Source organism: Veillonella sp. 3627, assembly GCF_003992195.1.
Classification (GTDB): Bacteria; Bacillota; Negativicutes; order Veillonellales; family Veillonellaceae; genus F0422.
The window spans coordinates 66,614-83,465 of the sequence record NZ_RQVG01000003.1; the positions used below are offsets into that span (position 1 = coordinate 66,614).

Consider the following 16,852-nt stretch of genomic DNA (forward strand, 5'->3'; position numbering starts at 1 on the left):
TAGAAAGGTATAGGCTTGTGAAAGATATAACAACAATAGAAGATTTACAAAATGTTGTGAAAGTCCGGCTTTCACCAAAACGATTTGCTCATACATTAGGTGTGCTAGATATGGCAAGACGATTAGCCAATCATTATGGTGTTTCTATAGAGAAAGCAGAAGTGGCAGCTGTATTGCATGATGCTATGAAAGAAAGACCTTTACAAGAAATGCAAACAATGGTGATGGATGCACAGATAGCGGTGGATTCAGAAATGCTTAACAACGGGGCATTACTACATGGACCTGCGGCAGCAGCCTATGCTAAGTTAGAGTTGCAGATTCAAGATGAATCGATTTGCGAGGCTATTCGAGTTCATACATTAGGGAGTACCCATATGAGCTTATTAGATAAGATTATTTTTTTAGCTGATTATATTGAACCAAATCGTGATTTTCCTGGTGTGGAAGAACTACGTGCGTTAGCATTTAAAGATTTGAACGCTGCTGTGATTCGCGCCTATGATGGAACGATACGTCATTTGCTTGATCAAGGGTTAAGTATACATGTAGATACGATTCGAGGTAGAAATAGTGTATTGTTAGAAAGGTCGGATACATAAATGGAGCGAAATATACGACGAAAGCCGCGCCGACATGGACTGCGATGGGGACGCATTATAGGGGCCCTAATTTTACTAGTAGTTTTTGTAGGCCTTCTAGTATGGGGAATAGGTAGTGCAGTGAGCGCTGTATCTCAATCGAGTACTACTAGTCAAGAGTCGCATCCATTGCCGGTTGTGACTAATACAACACCTATGGATATGAGCTCCATTAAAACATCCTATATGTTGGTTGTTGGCGTTGATAAAAGTCAACCACAGCAAGCAGATGCTTTATATGTGATAGCTTTCAATATGGATGCAAAAACTTTACAGATTATTGGTATACCAAGTAATAGTAAAATAATTAACCGTCACAGTGATACACCACAACGAATTAATGATATGTATGCACAAGGTGGAATAGAATTAACGAAAGCCGTAGTGGAAGATATGTTTCATATAGTTATCCCCTATTATGCAGTGGTAGATCAAGAGAGTTTCCAGTCTATGATGAACATTTTTGGAACTCCAAGCCTATATGTGGAGCAATCTATGGTACATCGAGATGCAGCTTCTGGTGAAGTGGATATCAACATTCATCAAGGGTACCAAGATATGACTAATGATACCGCCTTTGGATATATGAGATACGTCAATCAAGAAGGTGATACATTAGCAAGGACTATGCATCAAGAACGATTATTAAAGACTATGTGGGAGAGAGAACGAAATCACGTTAGCTTGGGAACCGCTTTTCGAGTGTGGCGACAATGGAGTCATATTAGTACTAATATTAGTACATGGGATGGTGTTCGGTTTATCACAAAAGTGATTGACTTTCCTAAAGATAAAGTGCGGTGGTATATTTTACCAGGGTCACCAGAAACAATTGATCATGTAGACTATTGGAATGTAGAGCCTATAGAATTACAACAATTGGTAGGAATTACTGTGGGAGATATTCCAAGTGATGCTGAAGTGATTCCAGTGATTGGAGATACTCCAAAAGGTATTGGAAAAGATAGTGCTGATGATTCTTTAAAAGATGCTGAAAAACAGACTAAATCTACGAAAGAAGATAAGTCTATGGATACAGAAAAATCAGAACCAGGGAGTCCCACAACAAGATAAGGAGTTAGAATGAAACAGAAACAAGATATTTTAGGAACAGTAAAAATCTTAGCGCAAGCTGGATATGATAAAAAGGGAGAAGACATTTCCATTATGGATATGGAAGGTCTTACCATGTTAGGAGATTATTTCTTAGTGGTTACAGCAAACAATGTGAAACATGCACAAAGTGTAGCTGATGCCATTGAAGATGCCGGTGCAGAACAAGGTATGACCGTATTACATCGCGAAGGATATCGTGAAGGAGATTGGATTTTACTTGATTTTGGTGATGTCATTGCCCACGTATTTACAGGTGAATACCGCCATTTCTATGGCTTAGAAGAATTGTGGAAGGATGCACCGAGAGAATCCTTTGAAGGAGTCTAATATGGCTAGTACTTTATCAGAAAATACTATTGCTACGCTAAAGGTATTGCGTCAAAGTGATCAAGGGTCTTTTTTAGATGGTCAAACAGGCAATACGAATGACGATATTTTGTTGCATAAAGACCAACAAACTAGTTCTGTTGCGATTGGCGATGAAGTGACAGTATTTCTATACAAAGATCCCAAAGGCCGCTTGACAGCAAGTATGCGTTTACCAGCTATGAAGGAAGGTCAAATTGGTTATGTTGAGGTCATCAATACAACAAACTTTGGCTGTTTTGTAGAAGTAGGAACAGAACGGGGGATTTTTATGCCTCATGCAGAAATGCGTGGACGCCCGCAAAATGGTGAAAAAGTTTGGGTTCGGCTCTATAGTGATAAGTCAGGTCGTTTAGCTGTATCCATGGATGTGGATGATGCGATGCGGCGTGCTTCAAAACCTGCTACAGATGCTAAAATAGGGGGCATGGTGAAAGGTGCCATTTATAACATGACCAGCGAAGGGGCATTCTTAATTACTCCTGAACGATGGATTGCGTTCATGCATCGCAGTGAAATGACACGATCTTTAAAAGTAGGGGAACTCATTGAAGGCCGTATTACCTTTAAACGTGATGATGGACGGATCAATATTTCTATGCGTCCTGTCAAAGAAGAGGCACTCGCTTCAGATGGAGCAAAAATTATGACCTATTTAGGCAACCGACATGGGCGTATGCCTTATGGTGATGGTACATCAGCACCTATCATTAAAGATAAATTTAACATCAGTAAGGCTGCTTTTAAACGTGCCTTAGGGCATCTGATGAAAGCAGAGCTCATTGTGCAAGAAGATGGGTGGACTCTGCTAACAGAGAAAGGGCAAGCCACTTTATTAGAGGCGGATGAACAATCGGCTACTATAGAGGAAATCAAATAGGGGGATAGGTCATGAAAATTGTGGTAGTAGGTGCTGGTAAAGTAGGGTACTCCTTGGCTCAGCGATTGGCACAAGACCAACATGATGTGTATGTCATTGAAAAAAATGGAGATCGCATTAAAAATTTAGAAAATAATTTAGATGTGAACTTGGTTCAAGGTAATGGCAGCAGCATTTCCCTATTACAGGAAATTGGCATTGAAGATATGGGGATGCTTATCGCTGTAACGGACTCCGATGAAGTCAATATGCTGGCTTGTATGCTAGGCAAGGCGGCAGGGATTCCTAAGACGATTGCACGAGTTCGTGATACAGAGTATGAAAATGGTACCAATGCAGTGATTCGTGACCGTTTGGGCATTGATCTCTTTATCAATCCTGAAATGGTAACAGCTCAAGAAATTTACAAAGTTTTAAAAACACCAGCCGCTTTAGATGTAGAAGACTTTGCTAGTGGTGCTGTACGGTTAGTGGAGTTTAAGATTCGCAACAATTTACATGTGACGGGAATACCCTTGCGAAAATTGGAATTACCCCCTAATGTGCTTATAGTTGGGATTATGCGTGGTAGCGATATGATTATTCCTCATGGTAAAAGTACCTTGGAGTACCTAGATAATGTATTCTTTCTAGGGGCGAAGGAAAGCATCGATAAGGTGGAAGTATGGTTGAATGAAGTAAGTCGTCCTACTCAACGGGTGGTCATCATTGGTGCAGGTCTTATAGGGCGGAATCTTACCTTACTATTAGAAGCTGATGGATATGATGTGAAGGTTATTGAAAAGGATTTAGATCGTTGTGAACAACTAGCTGCCCTAGTGAGTCGATCCATTGTGATTCATGGAGATGGTACAGATGTTGACTTATTACAGGCAGAAGAGATTAGTGACAACGATGTGATCATTTGCTTAACAGATGATGACAAGCTGAATCTATTGGTAGCACTGTTAGCGAAACATTTAGGGGTTCCTAAAACATTTGTCCGTGTCGGTCGCTTAGAATATATTACTTTAATGGAACAAGTAGGTATCGATGTGGTATTCTCCCCACGGTTATTAACATCAGGTCAAATTTTGAGACTCATCCGAGAAGGAGAAAATTTAATTAATATTTCCACCTTTGAAGGTTCCAAAGCAGAAGCTATCGAGATTAGCATTACCAATCGTTCAAATTTAATGAATCAATACTTAAAAGATTTAAAATTCCCTGGCAAATCTTTAGTGGGTGCTGTGGTGCGAGATAATCGTACAATTGTGCCAAAAGGAGATACCCAATTATTAGAAGGCGATCATATTGTTATTTTTACATTGCCAGAATATGTTAATAAACTCCTTACCTATGTAGGCGGATAAGGAAGTATGATGAAAGAAAGGAGGATTTCATGCGCATTCAAAATATTATGCGAGTAGTGGGGCAAGTATTGATTACACTAGCCCTCTTCATATTAGTTCCTTTTTTCTTTGGTATCTTAGATGAAGGTATAGGATACTATTCATTCCTTGTAGCAAGCGCGCTGTCTGGTGTATTAGGGGGCGTATTGTATTATTATGGAACAGATACAGACTCCTATAGCTTGCGAGATGGTTTCTTGGTGGTCAGTTCAAGCTGGTTATTTGCAGCTATATTTTCAGCCTTGCCCTTTTACTTTAGTGGTGTCTTTACAAGCTTTGTAGATGCACTTTTTGAAGCTGTATCAGGGATTACGACAACGGGAGCAACTATGATTGATGATGTCAGTTCATTGCCGAGAACTTTTATTTTATGGCGTGGCCTTACGAATTGGATTGGTGGCATGGGAATGATTGTCTTAGTCTTAGCGTTTCTTCGTAATTTGGGGGCTGATGCAGCTCATTTTTTTGAGGCGGAAGCCTCTGTACCAAGACCTGGCATTGTATTACCTAGAATTCGTTCTATTGCGGGAAATTTGTTGCGCACCTATATGGTATTTACTATAGTTTGTTCATCATTGCTGTGGTTGGCAGGGGTAGATTATTTTAAAGCGATTAACCTAACATTTGCTACCGTTGCCACTGGGGGATTGGCCCCTATGACGGGAGGGACCTTTGCTTATGCAGATGCACCTATTGTATGTATCATATTATTGGTATTTATGGTGCTAGCAGGAGGAAACTTTGCGGTGTATCAATCTGTTTGGCAAAAGGGGATACAAGAAATTTGGCGGGATTTTGAATATCGTATGTATTTGATGACCCTCTGTATTGGATCAGTATTAGTATTGGTAGCGCTCAGCTGGGAAGCGGGGGGCTTGGATATATCTCATATTCAAAATTCCTTATTTACATTAGTATCTATGCAAACAGGTACGGGGTTTGCCATTGTGGATTATAATCAATGGCCTAGCTTAGCACAGATGGTACTATTCATGGGGACATTCTTTGGGGGGTGTAGTGGATCCACCACAGGTGGTATAAAGATTATTCGAATTATTATCTTAGCAAAAAGTAGTATCCTACATTTGCGCAAAGCCATTCATCCAGATATGGTACAAATGGTGCGATTAAATGGACATGTACTACCTACTAAGTGGTTACATATGACGCAACAGTTTTTCTTTTTCTATCTCTTAATCTTTGGTATTTCCTCTGTGTTGATATCTACTACAGGGCTACCGATTGGAGATGTATTAGGGCTTGTGACTGGCACCTTAGGAAATGTAGGTCTTGCATTTGGTAGCTTAGGACCTACGGAAACATTAACCATTCTGTCTCCATTGGCTAAAGTTGTTTGTATCATCAATATGCTGTTAGGGCGGTTAGAACTGTTTACATTGCTTGTATTACTGCATCCAGGTTTTTGGCGAGGATATTTTGCAAAAACAGGGAAAGGGTATGGACGATTCGATGGACATCGTAAGAACGCCTCAAGGCTTGTATAAAACAAATTGTTATATTCTGAAAGAAAATGGATACGCTCTTATTATTGACCCAGGCTTTCATGGACAGCGTATCATGAAAGAATTACAGGATGTGACACCCGTAGGTATTGTGCTGACCCATGGTCATGCAGATCATATTTGTGCCGTAGATACGTTGGTAGAATCCTACCATATCCCTGTGTATATGCATGCTAAAGATGAGGAACTATTATTAGTCAAACGGCGTATGCCATCGGGATATAAAGAACGATTTACTTCTCCATATGTTGCGTTAGAAGAGGGGCCTTTACAGATAGAACCTTTTTCTTTGCATGTATGGGAGGTGCCAGGGCATAGTGCGGGTAGTGTATGTATTGGGTATAAGCATATTTTATTTACAGGAGATACCTTATTTAAGGGGACTATAGGAAAAGTGAATACTTATAATGGTGATTCAAAGGCTATGGAAAAGACATTGCAAAAAATTATGACTTTAGACCCATCTTATGTGATATATCCTGGACATGGTTCGAGTACTACATTGAGATATGAATTAGGGACTAATCCATATCTGTAGGTACTCCCATAATGCATGAAATGGCTTGTACAGCTGATTTCAGAGAAATAAAAAATGTTTATAAAAAAATATAAAAAAGTATTGACGAGAAATATGAAATAGGGTATACTAACAAAGTAGTCAAATGGCCCCGTGGTGTAGCGGTTAACATGTCGCCCTGTCACGGCGAAGATCGTCGGTTCAAATCCGATCGGGGTCGCCACTACTTGCCTCGGTAGCTCAGTCGGTAGAGCAACGGACTGAAAATCCGTGTGTCGGCAGTTCGATTCTGCCCTGAGGCACCATTTGCGGAAATAGCTCAGCGGTAGAGCACCGCCTTGCCAAGGCGGGGGTCGCGAGTTCGAATCTCGTTTTCCGCTCCACTTTTTTGGCGGCATAGCCAAGCGGTAAGGCAGAGGTCTGCAAAACCTTTATTCCCCAGTTCGATTCTGGGTGCCGCCTCCACAAATTCCACCCATGCCGGGGTGGCGGAACAGGCAGACGCAACGGACTTAAAATCCGTCGGTTAGAGATAACCGTACCGGTTCGATTCCGGTCCTCGGCACCATTTAGACCAACTTCGGTTGGTCTATTTTTTTATGTCTAAATGGACTATAATGTAAGTATCATACAATGAGTGTGCTTAGGGAGGGACTATGAATACAGTTACTGATGAAGAACGATTATATAATGCTATTGAAATCAATGAAAAAACATTTCAGTTTTTTCAAATTAATGTACAGTCCTATGGAATACAAGAAGTTGATAAAGGGAGTACACAATCGTTTTATATTCTTCTTGAAATTATGGATGGTAAATTTAATTGTAATTTAGATTTTATTGTAAACTGTTATGATGAGTTAGGAACTATAATCTATAGTAATGAGAAAACGGTTTTCATAAAAAGATATATTGGCTATGATACTCTTAAATTTTGGTTTAATGATACTAATTTAATTGATAGAACGAATAAAATTCGTATATTTGTAACAAAAGGATAATATAAAAGTGCCCTATACCGATATGCATATGTATGTCATAGCATAAGGTATAGGACACTTTTTTTATCTATAGGTTTATTGATGTTGAGGAATCTCCTCTTCGTAAATCGCTTCTTCTTTTACAGGTTTATAGTAGATGGCATAAAGTATCAATACGATAATTGGAATGATGGCAGATACCATATAGATTCCGCTGTAGGATAGTAAGCCATGTAAGATTCCTAATGTATAAGGTCCGACGCCTAATCCGAGATCTAATCCGATAAAATAGGTGGAAAGAGCTACCCCAATTTTGGCAGGTTCTACAGCTTTCAAGCAAATAGCTTGTCCGTTAGACATAAAGGTACCATAACCTAAGCCTACAAAGGCTCCGGAGATAAGTAGTAATGCTGCATTGGAGCTATAAGCGATGAGTAAAAGACCAATTGTTAAACATATATAGCTAGGATACATGACAGCATTTTCGCCACGTTCATCGAAGATACGACCTGCAATAGGACGGGTCACGGTAATCACAAGGGCATAAACCACAAAGAAGAAGGCTCCTGCTGTAATGAGACCGATTTCATGGGTAAAGATAGAAAGGAAACCGAGTACGCTAGAATAGGCTAAGCCCATTAGGAATCCAAGAAAGGCGATGAAGGATACACGTGGTTCAATGAAATTCTTCATAGACCAAGATGTCATGGAGGCTGCTTCCGTAGAGGATAGTACTAAATTTTGTACAGGGAATCGTAAACAAGCGATGGCAACACCGATGGATAATAGGACGGCTAAATAAATAATCCAAGTAAAACCAACGGCAGGTAATAAAATCATGCCAATGAAAGGGCCAATAGCCGCTGCTAAACTAGTGCTAAGACCATAATAATTGATGCCTTCTCCATCTTTCGATTTCGGAATGTAAGCAGTAACTACAGCATTGGCTGCGGTGGATACAGTACCGTAAGCAAAACCGTTTAGGAAACGGACTGCATCCAAGATTAGAATATCTTTGGCAATGAGATACGCAAGGGTAGTGAGGAAATAAAAAATAGCTCCATACCGAAGTACCTCTTTACGGCCGATAAGTTCTAAGCGTTGTCCCATAATAAGGCGAGCGAATAAGGTGCCAATAATATAAATACCAGTAGCAAATCCTGCTTCAGCGACAGTAGAGTGCAGTTCCTTGGTAGCATAACTAGCGGTAATGACTACAAAGCAGTAGTACACTAAAAAGACAATAAAATTAATGATAGTAATACTGATGAATCCAGAATTAAATAGTGTTTCTTCTTGATTTTGTATCGATTGGGCATTCATGGATAACTCCTCCTTTTGTAATACGTTCTATAGAATATACCTAATTTCGAATCTTGTAAAGGTTATATAAATATTTTCTATAGAACTTAACTAAGTTAACAATATATGGGTGGATACATAGGAGAAAAGAGTAGGTAAGAATAGTGATGTGAGCGTATTATATAAATCAATTTAGTGTGTTCCCGGCGATTGGGAAGGGGAAGCGCAGATATAAAATTTTTTTAGAGTGTGACTATCCACGAAGTTAGAAACTGGTATGAGAGAAATACTAACATGAGGGGATGCGTTGTATCTCTAGTCCGATCATCAGTATAGACTTGCTTCGAGCAGACTATCTTGCGATTAAATTGTGTAGGTGTAATATAATGTATTGCTACTTTCAGAGAAACTGACTATAATAAAAAGATAAGCATTGAGAATTATATAACAATGCTATAGTTTACAAGATATAGATGTGAATCATAAGAAAGGAGTCTCCCTTATGACAGTACAATTAGACACATTGGATCATCGTTTATTACGTTTATTAGATGAGGACGCCTCTATGTCGGCCGCCGACCTTGCCATTATGCTTAACAGTGAAGAGGAACATGTGGCAAGTCGTATTCAAGCCTTTGAGGAGTCTGGTATTATTAAACGGTACCAAGCAGTCATTGATTGGGAACAAGTAGACCAAAACAAATCTACTGCTCTTATCCAATTAGGCGTGACTCCTGCTCCAGATCAAGGTTTTGATAAAGTGGCAGAACGAATTATGGAATTTCCAGAAGTACAAGGTGTATACCTTATGTCTGGTAGCTATGATTTAACGGTTATCGTAGAAGGGGCTAGCATGCGTGATATTGCTTTGTTTGTATCTCGCCGTCTATCTACATTAGATTCAGTGCTTTCCACCACGACAAACTTTATCTTAACACGTTATAAAGATAATAATATTGTGTTCCACACGGGTGGAGTTCGTGAAGATCGGAGAAATGTATTCGATGATTAATTATGACAACTATTTAAATGCTGAAATTAAAGCAGTTAAACCATCGGGGATTCGACGGTTTTTTGAAATTGCTAATGAATTAGATAATGTCATTTCCCTTAGTATTGGTGAACCAGATTTCGCTACGCCCTACCATATTCGTGAAGAAGGTATTAATACATTAGAAAAGGGAAAAACTTGGTATTCTCCTAACCGTGGTTTTATGGAACTACGGGAAGAAATTGCTAAATGGTTAGAACGGAAATATCACGTGTCCTATGACCCAGCAACAGAAGTGATTGTAACGGTAGGTGGCTCAGAGGCCATTGACTTAACTTGTCGTACCTTATTAAACCCAGGGGATGAAGTGTTGATTCCCGTGCCAAGCTTTGTGTGCTATACGCCATTAGCTGAATTGTGTAGTGCCAAACCAGTACAGATTATCACGAAAGAAGAAGATGAGTTCCGCCTGACTCCAGAGGCGATTGAAGCGGCTGTAACAGAGAAGACAAAGCTGTTAGTATTACCATTCCCTAATAATCCAACAGGGGCGGTATTACGCCGTGAGCACTTGGAAGCTATTGCAGAAGTGGTTATCAAGCATGACTTATTTATTTTGTCCGATGAGTTATACAGTGAACTTACCTATGGTGATGAACCACATGTATCTATTGCATCTATACCAGGTATGCAAGAGCGGACAATCTTAATTAATGGATTTTCCAAAGCCTATGCGATGACTGGTTGGCGCCTTGGATTTGCCACAGGTCCAGCACCGATTATTGCACAAATGACGAAGATGCATCAATATGGTATTATGAGTGCTCCGTCTATGTCCCAATACGCAGCTATCGAAGCGTTAAAAAATGGGGATAAAGATATCCAATACATGCGTGAAGAATACGATATGCGTCGTCGCTTGTTGGTGAGCGCTTTTAATCGTATGGGACTTCATACATTCGAGCCAGAAGGGGCATTCTATGTATTCCCGTCCATTAAGAGCACAGGCATGACATCGGAAGAGTTTTGTGAAAAACTACTCTATGATCAACGCATCGCTATTGTACCAGGTAATGCCTTTGGTGACTGTGGTGAAGGATTTGTTCGTGTAGCCTATTCTAATTCCTTGCAGAATATCAAAGAAGCGGTAAAACGGATCGAAATATTCTTGGAAAAAATTAAAAATAAAGAGATTGAGTAATCAAAAAGACAGACATAGTTTTGCAGTAAAACTGTGTCTGTCTTTTTAACGTTTATACAATACATAGGTCCTTCAGCGAACTGTTTAGTAGTATTTGAAAAGAATAGGTGTAAGAATACAATGGGCTGTAACAAAATAGCCTAGCAATAAAATAGAGGAAAGTTGAACAAACAGCATCAACTTTCCTCTACTTTGATATTTTTAATAAGTGGGGCTGTAGCAACATGTAAAAATGTATATTTTGTTACAGTTCCCAATATCTTATTGATTCTTATGTTTGAAAGCTAAGATTGCTTGGATTAAGGCATCTAAAGACATTTCGCCACGTTCTGCTACCATGGACAAGGTAGCTTTGTGTTTCATCAATTTAGCTAATGGAGAATTTAGCATTTTATAGTTAGGGTGAATATGAATCATATGATCTTTCAGACCTGGGATTATATCAAATAGAGGGAATAGTTTGGTATCTCCTGTTAAAACTAGATCATTTTCATAGACCGTAGATTGTGGTGTGCTTTCTGGCACCGTACCTTGTTCAGTTGAGTTAGTTGTACTATCCTCTTGGCGTACATGTTTGTAATCGATGTGGTCTACGGCATGGTACGCAGAATTAGAACCTTCCCAAATAAGTTCTTTCCGAGAACCGCTTAAGCTACGAATATGCGTGCAATCTTGAACCATTTCTAAAATACCTTTAAATTGACCTTCTTCATTGCGCACGGCGATGTATTCGATATGAATGAATAGGTCCGGCTTGTTAATCCACATTTCAGCGTAATCTTGTCTACCAGCTTTGAAAGAATCGATAATTTCTTGTACTAAAGGTAGACTTTTCTTTGGATGGCAATTTTGTACGATGCGACCGATGATATTAGAGCTGCGAGGGAAGATGCGGTGCTTTGTATCATTATAGAAACGAACTAAGTCATTTTCGTCTACAAAAGTAATATCTACAGGTAAGAATTTGAAGATTAATTTAATTTGTTCAATTGTCAAGGAGCCCACAGCTAGGTCATGCATTTGTTCAGGGCTTCCGTTAATGCCATACTTGCCCACTAATTGTGCTAACTCTTGTAAAAGAGCGGTAGGGTTACCAGTACCACCTAATTGGGTGTTTTCATGATTTTCTACATCAGCATGATTATGTTGTGGTGTTATATGGCCCACATTTGCAGATGCCTCTCCAAGGTTCTTAGGTTCCGCATCAGGACGGCCTTTATAAAATGGAGGAGGGGCGATGAAAGCAAACCCAATTTCATGATCACCTTGGCTCATAGTAATGAAGTCACTGTCTTGTAATAACTTCCATGCTGTTGGGATTAGTACTTCTTTTTCTTTGTTATTGAGGTCACGGATAATATCGATGACGTCTGCTTGTTTTGCTAAAAATTCAGACTCTTGTCCAGATTCTAGTAGTTGTTTACTTTCAGAGATAGCATCACGAACAGCATCGTCGAAGGTCCACATGATTTTTGTAGGACGATCGAAACCGTAACGCTCTAGGACTGGATATAATTGATTTTGTTTGCGAGCCAAATGGATGCGCCAAGTAGTGAGGGCATCATATACACCAAGCCAAGGGTTGAGAATGAAGTGAGGTGCTTGTAACAGAGCTTCCATTTCTGTTAACTGTTGTTCCATGGCGTTGATTTCATTTAGATACACTGTTAATGGATGATGTTCAGGATATTCATTGTTCGCACGAATTAAAATACCATCAAATAATTCTAATAAGTCATCCATACGATGGGTGATTTCTTCGTCAGTATAAGAACCTTTTAATTGTTGTTCACCATAGGCAAATTCATCAGGGGTGCACGTGCCGATTTTTTCTTTCAATAACGTACGAGCTGTTTCTAAATCTAAGGTGCCACCGAGAAAGCGGTCTTTAATATCGATCATAACTTCCATTCTGTCATTGCCTGTAAGCCCAAGAGCTTGTTTCATTGTGTCCATGTGCGAGTCCTTTCTGTGTTTACTATTAGTATAATCATTGTTATGGTATCATCATTTGCAGATACTTTTTGACTGAAAGTTGCTGAAAGAATACAGACATTGCTACAAATATAGATACCATAGGTCTAGCGTAATAAAGTATAGGGAGCGTACTCTCAGGGGAGTCAATTCCTTTTATGTGTTTAGTATACAGTAAATAAAAATAATTTTCAGTTGCTAGGGATACAGAATTATAAAAGTTTTGCAAGAAAGAAAATGATTTTGTAAGATGTTTTAGGTTTAGGGTATCATAAAAATACGTTAAAAATATTAGTGCTAGATAATACATTGGAAACAGTAGCAATAGGGTTATCTGCATTTCCCTATGAGGATATTGATGAGTATTTATATTTCTTACAATACGGAGGTCATGCTATGAAAACAGCCTGCGCATCGGATGCACAGGCTGTTTTATATTTATTTAGTGTAATTGGAGGCTGTATAGATTCCAAGGGCTACCCAAATGAAAGAAAAGGTAATTAGTTTGTTCATATCAAAAGGTTCACCAAAATAGAAGATGGCCAGTATTAAACCAATGGTAGGAGAAATGTATTGCAGGAACCCTAATAAGTTTAATGGTAATAGGCGAGCGCCATAACTGAAAAGAACGAGGGGGACTGATGTTGTGAGACCAGACCCTACAAATAAAGCGGCTGTGAATGAATCATTTTGAAAAGCCGTCCAAGAACTTGTATCGATGTAGGTGGTGTAGAGTATAGCTAATGGTACTACGAGCCAAGCTTCAAAGGCGATACTTGTAAATGGATGGATCAGCAATTTTTTCTTTACCAGTCCATAGAGGCCAAATGTTAAGGCAATGGCTAGTGCCAAGTCAGGCGTACTCCCCATTTGTAAAGAAATAAAGATGATACCTATAGTGGCTAAGCCCACACTAAACCACTGGGCAAACGTTAGCTTTTCTTTGAAAATAAAGACTCCTAACACAACGTTGAGCAGTGGATTAATATAATAGCCGAAACTAGTATCCATCACACGATTGTTAGATATGGCCCAAATGTATAAGCCCCAATTACTAGATACCAAAAGGGATGCCGTGAATAATAACAAAAGTTGAGATACATTGGTTTTTAAATGAATGCAATCCTTTTTAAATTGTTGAAAGTTGAAAAGGGTAGCAACAAAAGACATGAAAAAAGCAGACCATATGATACGGTGCGCTAATACGCTATAGGCTGATATATGATGAAGGAGTCCCCAATAAATGGGTAAAAGCCCCCAAATAAGGTAGCAACCTAAAGCGGTGATGAGGCCTTTTTTATTAGTTTGTTGCATAGATACCTCCTTTAGTGTATTCAATTATCATAGTACCATAGATTGCATACATATTCTATAGGAAAATAATATGTATAATGAAAAACTAAAGGTAGCATAAAAATAATAAATTTAGATAATATAGAATGACTTAAATATGAAATATAGTTATATTTGAAAAAAATATTGTAAAATGAAGAGGCGATGAAGTATAATTACAATCAGTATGTTTTTATGTATTGAAAGCAATACATATATATCAATTCGTATGGGTGTACGAAATTTTTGGAGGTATATCCAGAAGACTATACTATAGCTAGACGAGCCTTAACCCAGGTGGGGATGGACCATATGGAAATACGGAATTTCTTGAGCCTTTCAGGGGGCGAGCAACAACGTGTGATTTTGGACAGAGCTTTAACACAAGAAAGCCCATGTCTGATTTTGGATGAACCAACGAATCATTTGGATATCAAGTACCAATTGGAAATGTTGGAAATCGTTCGTGATGCGGGTGTAACTGTATTGATGGCTGTTCATGATTTAAACTTGGCATCCCAATTCTGTCATCGTCTAGTTGCCCTAGAAAAAGGACGAGTGGTTGGCACAGGGACGCCAAAAGAGTTGCTGACACCAGAGTTTATTCAAAACCTATATGGTGTACATAGTCGCATCGTAGAAGGTCCGACAGAAGATTCTATTCATATTATTTTTACGGAAACAGTGAAATAAGTATTTATCTATAAGGAGATATCACATGGAATTATTTGAATTATTTATTAAGGGTGGGTATGTTATGTATCCATTGTTACTTTGTTCTTTCATTGCTGTGATTGTTTTCGTTGAGCGCTTGCGCTTTTATCGCTCTATGTTAGATGATGTAAATGCATTGCGTGAAAAGATTATCCCACTAGTACAACAAAGCAACTGGAAAGGCTTACAAGCTTTAAAAGAAACAAGCAAAGGTATGGCTACGCATGTCATTGCAGAAGCAGCTCGTGGTGGCAACAACAAAGAGCAACAAGAAAAATTATTGGAAGCAGCAACGATTAGTGAATCTGCAAAATTACGCCAATATTTGAACTACATTGAATCTATCGTTACCATGGCTCCTTTGTTGGGTTTGTTGGGTACAGTAACAGGTATGATTGGGTCTTTCAGTGTATTATCCATTTCTGAAGGACAACCATTTGCCATCACTGGCGGCGTAGGGGAAGCCTTGATTGCTACAGCCACAGGCTTGATCGTGGCAATTATTGCTTTAATTTTACATACATACTTAGTGCAACAACAAGATATTTTGATTAGCCAAATTGAAGATGCAAGTGCTATGTATATGGCGGAATTGGCAGGTGACAACCATGCGGCTTAGATCCTTACGGACTACGTCTAAACCGAAACTCATGATTATTCCAATGATTGATATCATCTTCTTTTTATTGGTATTTTTCATGATGAGTATGTTGACAATGGTCGTACAAAAATCTGTGCCAATTCAATTACCACAAGCGGTGGCATCGAAAGTGGACTTGCAACGTAAAATTCCAATTACTGTAACAAGTAACGGACAAATCTATGTGGAAGCGCAACCGGTGACGCTTGACCAAATGATTCGTTACTTGCAAGCTGAAAAAGCGAAGGGCGATGACATGGTCGTTATCTTGCGTGGTGATGCGAAAGCTGAATATGGCGCATTTGTTACTGTCTTAGACACATTGAAACAAATGGGTATTGTTAAAGTATCCATTGCGACAGATAGTAAATAAGGAGGTACTATGGATAGACGATGGCGTATACCCGCAGTGATATCCGGACTGACAAATATAGGTCTTGTAGTACTTCTAGGCGTATTGGGTCATATCCAAACACCGATACCAGAATCGGATGAAATTGTAGAGGTGCAGTTGGTTCATGAGGACAAAGGTAGTGCAGGGCAACCGAGTGCAGGACCAGCGATTACAGCACCCCATACTGAAAAACGTGAAATTCCACCACCGATTACGAATCTAGCTGACGCAGAAGCAATTTTAGAACAAGTGAAAGTGGAAGCCCCTAAAAATGTAGCGATTGTAGCACCGCCATCAGCACTTCCAGAAAATCCTGGAGGCGGTGGAGAAGGTACGGGACCTAGCAATGGAAATGGTGATAGTAACGGAGATGGCGACGGCCAAGGCGCTGGAGATGGTAACGGGGGAGGCGGCAACGATGATGGAGTGATTGTCGATGCTGGTAGTTTATCTCTAGTCAGTGATGTAGAAGCACCGTACCCTCCTAAAATGCTCCGCCAAGGTAAAACAGGCACTGTAGTTGTTCAATTAGTGGTAGAAAAAGATGGATCGGTTAGCTCCGTAGATATTATCGGCGGCAGCGGACAACCTGAATTTGAAAGAGCCGTTATGCAAGTAGCATATCAGTGGACTTTCGTACCAGCCACTAGAAACGGACGACCAGTTCGAGCCTATGCAACGAGAACCTATCGCTTTGCATTATAAAATTAAATAGATGCATTCATGCATTGGCATAGATGCGGTACATAGCGCCATATGCTTCTGACTACGTGTAGTTAGAATTGTATGGCGTTTTGTGTTCCTAACAGAAAGGTATATAGGTTTTCGTAAGAAAAGGTGAGGCTCTTTTAGAAATAAACTACTAGCCTATCAATTGAAAAAGGTATATA

General features: G+C 39.4%; 17 protein-coding genes and 5 tRNA genes. 19 read left to right on the forward strand and 3 right to left on the reverse strand.

The features are described 5' to 3' along the window. Window positions 1–17: 17 nt before the first annotated feature. The 13 genes from yqeK (at window position 18) to EO114_RS02570 (ending at window position 7,435) form a co-directional block, all read left to right on the forward strand. Window positions 18–602: a bis(5'-nucleosyl)-tetraphosphatase (symmetrical) YqeK gene (gene yqeK / locus EO114_RS02510; protein WP_370447302.1), complete on the forward strand. Its 585-nt coding sequence runs from the start codon at window positions 18–20 to the stop codon at window positions 600–602. Continuing rightward, entirely contained in the window at window positions 603–1,715 is a 1,113-nt protein-coding gene (locus EO114_RS02515; RefSeq protein ID WP_127061330.1) for an LCP family protein, read from the forward strand. Window positions 1,716–1,724: 9 nt separating this feature from the next. Further along, window positions 1,725–2,084 (forward strand): ribosome silencing factor, encoded by a 360-nt coding sequence (rsfS, locus tag EO114_RS02520; RefSeq protein ID WP_009372156.1) that lies wholly within the window; start codon window positions 1,725–1,727, stop codon window positions 2,082–2,084. A gap of 1 nt (window position 2,085) precedes the next feature. After that, window positions 2,086–3,003 carry a S1 RNA-binding domain-containing protein gene (locus EO114_RS02525; RefSeq protein WP_127061332.1) on the forward strand — a complete coding sequence of 306 codons (918 nt, stop codon included), beginning with the start codon at window positions 2,086–2,088 and terminating at the stop codon, window positions 3,001–3,003. An 11-nt stretch (window positions 3,004–3,014) separates the two neighbouring features. Continuing rightward, window positions 3,015–4,355: a Trk system potassium transporter TrkA gene (trkA, locus tag EO114_RS02530; RefSeq protein ID WP_127061334.1), complete on the forward strand. Its 1,341-nt coding sequence runs from the start codon at window positions 3,015–3,017 to the stop codon at window positions 4,353–4,355. A gap of 29 nt (window positions 4,356–4,384) precedes the next feature. Further along, window positions 4,385–5,899, forward strand: a complete 1,515-nt coding sequence (locus EO114_RS02535) for a TrkH family potassium uptake protein (RefSeq protein WP_127061336.1) — start codon at window positions 4,385–4,387, stop codon at window positions 5,897–5,899. Further along, entirely contained in the window at window positions 5,865–6,455 is a 591-nt protein-coding gene (locus tag EO114_RS02540) for an MBL fold metallo-hydrolase (RefSeq protein WP_127061429.1), read from the forward strand. The genes EO114_RS02535 and EO114_RS02540 overlap by 35 nt, the downstream gene beginning before the upstream one ends. A gap of 126 nt (window positions 6,456–6,581) precedes the next feature. Further along, window positions 6,582–6,657, forward strand: a tRNA-Asp gene (locus EO114_RS02545). A gap of 6 nt (window positions 6,658–6,663) precedes the next feature. Then, window positions 6,664–6,739, forward strand: a tRNA-Phe gene (locus tag EO114_RS02550). A gap of 3 nt (window positions 6,740–6,742) precedes the next feature. Next, a tRNA-Gly gene (locus EO114_RS02555) sits at window positions 6,743–6,817 on the forward strand. A gap of 7 nt (window positions 6,818–6,824) precedes the next feature. Further along, a tRNA-Cys gene (locus tag EO114_RS02560) sits at window positions 6,825–6,899 on the forward strand. 14 nt (window positions 6,900–6,913) lie between these two features. Continuing rightward, window positions 6,914–7,002: transfer RNA gene (locus EO114_RS02565), tRNA-Leu, on the forward strand. A gap of 88 nt (window positions 7,003–7,090) precedes the next feature. Continuing rightward, window positions 7,091–7,435, forward strand: a complete 345-nt coding sequence (locus tag EO114_RS02570) for a hypothetical protein (protein ID WP_009372234.1) — start codon at window positions 7,091–7,093, stop codon at window positions 7,433–7,435. 75 nt (window positions 7,436–7,510) lie between these two features. Here the strand turns inward: EO114_RS02570 and EO114_RS02575 are convergent, their stop codons facing one another. Then, window positions 7,511–8,737 (reverse strand): MFS transporter, encoded by a 1,227-nt coding sequence (locus EO114_RS02575; RefSeq protein ID WP_127061339.1) that lies wholly within the window; start codon window positions 8,735–8,737, stop codon window positions 7,511–7,513. 481 nt (window positions 8,738–9,218) lie between these two features. Here EO114_RS02575 and EO114_RS02580 point away from each other — a divergent pair, with 481 nt between their 5' ends. Both EO114_RS02580 and EO114_RS02585 read left to right on the forward strand, forming a co-directional pair. Beyond that, entirely contained in the window at window positions 9,219–9,728 is a 510-nt protein-coding gene (locus EO114_RS02580; protein WP_009372185.1) for an Lrp/AsnC family transcriptional regulator, read from the forward strand. Further along, window positions 9,697–10,908, forward strand: coding sequence for a pyridoxal phosphate-dependent aminotransferase (locus EO114_RS02585; RefSeq protein WP_240629052.1), 1,212 nt, complete (start codon window positions 9,697–9,699; stop codon window positions 10,906–10,908). Before EO114_RS02580 ends, EO114_RS02585 begins: the two co-directional genes overlap by 32 nt. A 261-nt stretch (window positions 10,909–11,169) precedes the next feature. Here the strand turns inward: EO114_RS02585 and EO114_RS02590 are convergent, their stop codons facing one another. Together EO114_RS02590 and rarD are read right to left on the reverse strand one after the other, a co-directional pair. Beyond that, window positions 11,170–12,864, reverse strand: coding sequence for a DUF438 domain-containing protein (locus tag EO114_RS02590; protein WP_127061341.1), 1,695 nt, complete (start codon window positions 12,862–12,864; stop codon window positions 11,170–11,172). Between the two features lie 456 nt (window positions 12,865–13,320). After that, complete coding sequence (rarD, locus tag EO114_RS02595; RefSeq protein WP_127061344.1) at window positions 13,321–14,196, reverse strand: EamA family transporter RarD; 876 nt, start codon at window positions 14,194–14,196, stop codon at window positions 13,321–13,323. Between the two features lie 264 nt (window positions 14,197–14,460). Here rarD and EO114_RS02600 point away from each other — a divergent pair, with 264 nt between their 5' ends. From EO114_RS02600 to EO114_RS02615, 4 genes are read left to right on the forward strand one after another with little or no spacing between them, the layout of a single operon-like run. Continuing rightward, window positions 14,461–14,907 (forward strand): ABC transporter ATP-binding protein, encoded by a 447-nt coding sequence (locus EO114_RS02600; RefSeq protein WP_255416548.1) that lies wholly within the window; start codon window positions 14,461–14,463, stop codon window positions 14,905–14,907. Window positions 14,908–14,932: 25 nt separating this feature from the next. Then, window positions 14,933–15,547, forward strand: coding sequence for a MotA/TolQ/ExbB proton channel family protein (locus EO114_RS02605; RefSeq protein WP_009372251.1), 615 nt, complete (start codon window positions 14,933–14,935; stop codon window positions 15,545–15,547). Further along, window positions 15,537–15,941, forward strand: a complete 405-nt coding sequence (locus tag EO114_RS02610; protein WP_062403271.1) for a biopolymer transporter ExbD — start codon at window positions 15,537–15,539, stop codon at window positions 15,939–15,941. The genes EO114_RS02605 and EO114_RS02610 overlap by 11 nt, the downstream gene beginning before the upstream one ends. A gap of 9 nt (window positions 15,942–15,950) precedes the next feature. Continuing rightward, window positions 15,951–16,667, forward strand: a complete 717-nt coding sequence (locus EO114_RS02615) for an energy transducer TonB (protein ID WP_009372217.1) — start codon at window positions 15,951–15,953, stop codon at window positions 16,665–16,667. Window positions 16,668–16,852 lie beyond the last annotated feature (185 nt).

Excerpts from the sequence above, each read along its gene's own strand:
- EO114_RS02535 (WP_127061336.1), top strand. The coding sequence starts at position 4,385 with ATGCGCATTCAAAATATTATGCGAGTAGTGGGGCAAGTATTGATTACA.
- EO114_RS02605 (WP_009372251.1), top strand. The coding sequence starts at position 14,933 with ATGGAATTATTTGAATTATTTATTAAGGGTGGGTATGTTATGTATCCA.
- rsfS (WP_009372156.1), top strand. The coding sequence starts at position 1,725 with ATGAAACAGAAACAAGATATTTTAGGAACAGTAAAAATCTTAGCGCAA.
- EO114_RS02525 (WP_127061332.1), top strand. The coding sequence starts at position 2,086 with ATGGCTAGTACTTTATCAGAAAATACTATTGCTACGCTAAAGGTATTG.
- EO114_RS02570 (WP_009372234.1), top strand. The coding sequence starts at position 7,091 with ATGAATACAGTTACTGATGAAGAACGATTATATAATGCTATTGAAATC.
- EO114_RS02580 (WP_009372185.1), top strand. The coding sequence starts at position 9,219 with ATGACAGTACAATTAGACACATTGGATCATCGTTTATTACGTTTATTA.
- EO114_RS02615 (WP_009372217.1), top strand. The coding sequence starts at position 15,951 with ATGGATAGACGATGGCGTATACCCGCAGTGATATCCGGACTGACAAAT.
- EO114_RS02610 (WP_062403271.1), top strand. The coding sequence starts at position 15,537 with ATGCGGCTTAGATCCTTACGGACTACGTCTAAACCGAAACTCATGATT.
- EO114_RS02575 (WP_127061339.1), bottom strand. The coding sequence starts at position 8,737 with ATGAATGCCCAATCGATACAAAATCAAGAAGAAACACTATTTAATTCT.
- trkA (WP_127061334.1), top strand. The coding sequence starts at position 3,015 with ATGAAAATTGTGGTAGTAGGTGCTGGTAAAGTAGGGTACTCCTTGGCT.
- rarD (WP_127061344.1), bottom strand. The coding sequence starts at position 14,196 with ATGCAACAAACTAATAAAAAAGGCCTCATCACCGCTTTAGGTTGCTAC.
- EO114_RS02515 (WP_127061330.1), top strand. The coding sequence starts at position 603 with ATGGAGCGAAATATACGACGAAAGCCGCGCCGACATGGACTGCGATGG.
- EO114_RS02590 (WP_127061341.1), bottom strand. The coding sequence starts at position 12,864 with ATGGACACAATGAAACAAGCTCTTGGGCTTACAGGCAATGACAGAATG.
- EO114_RS02540 (WP_127061429.1), top strand. The coding sequence starts at position 5,865 with ATGGACATCGTAAGAACGCCTCAAGGCTTGTATAAAACAAATTGTTAT.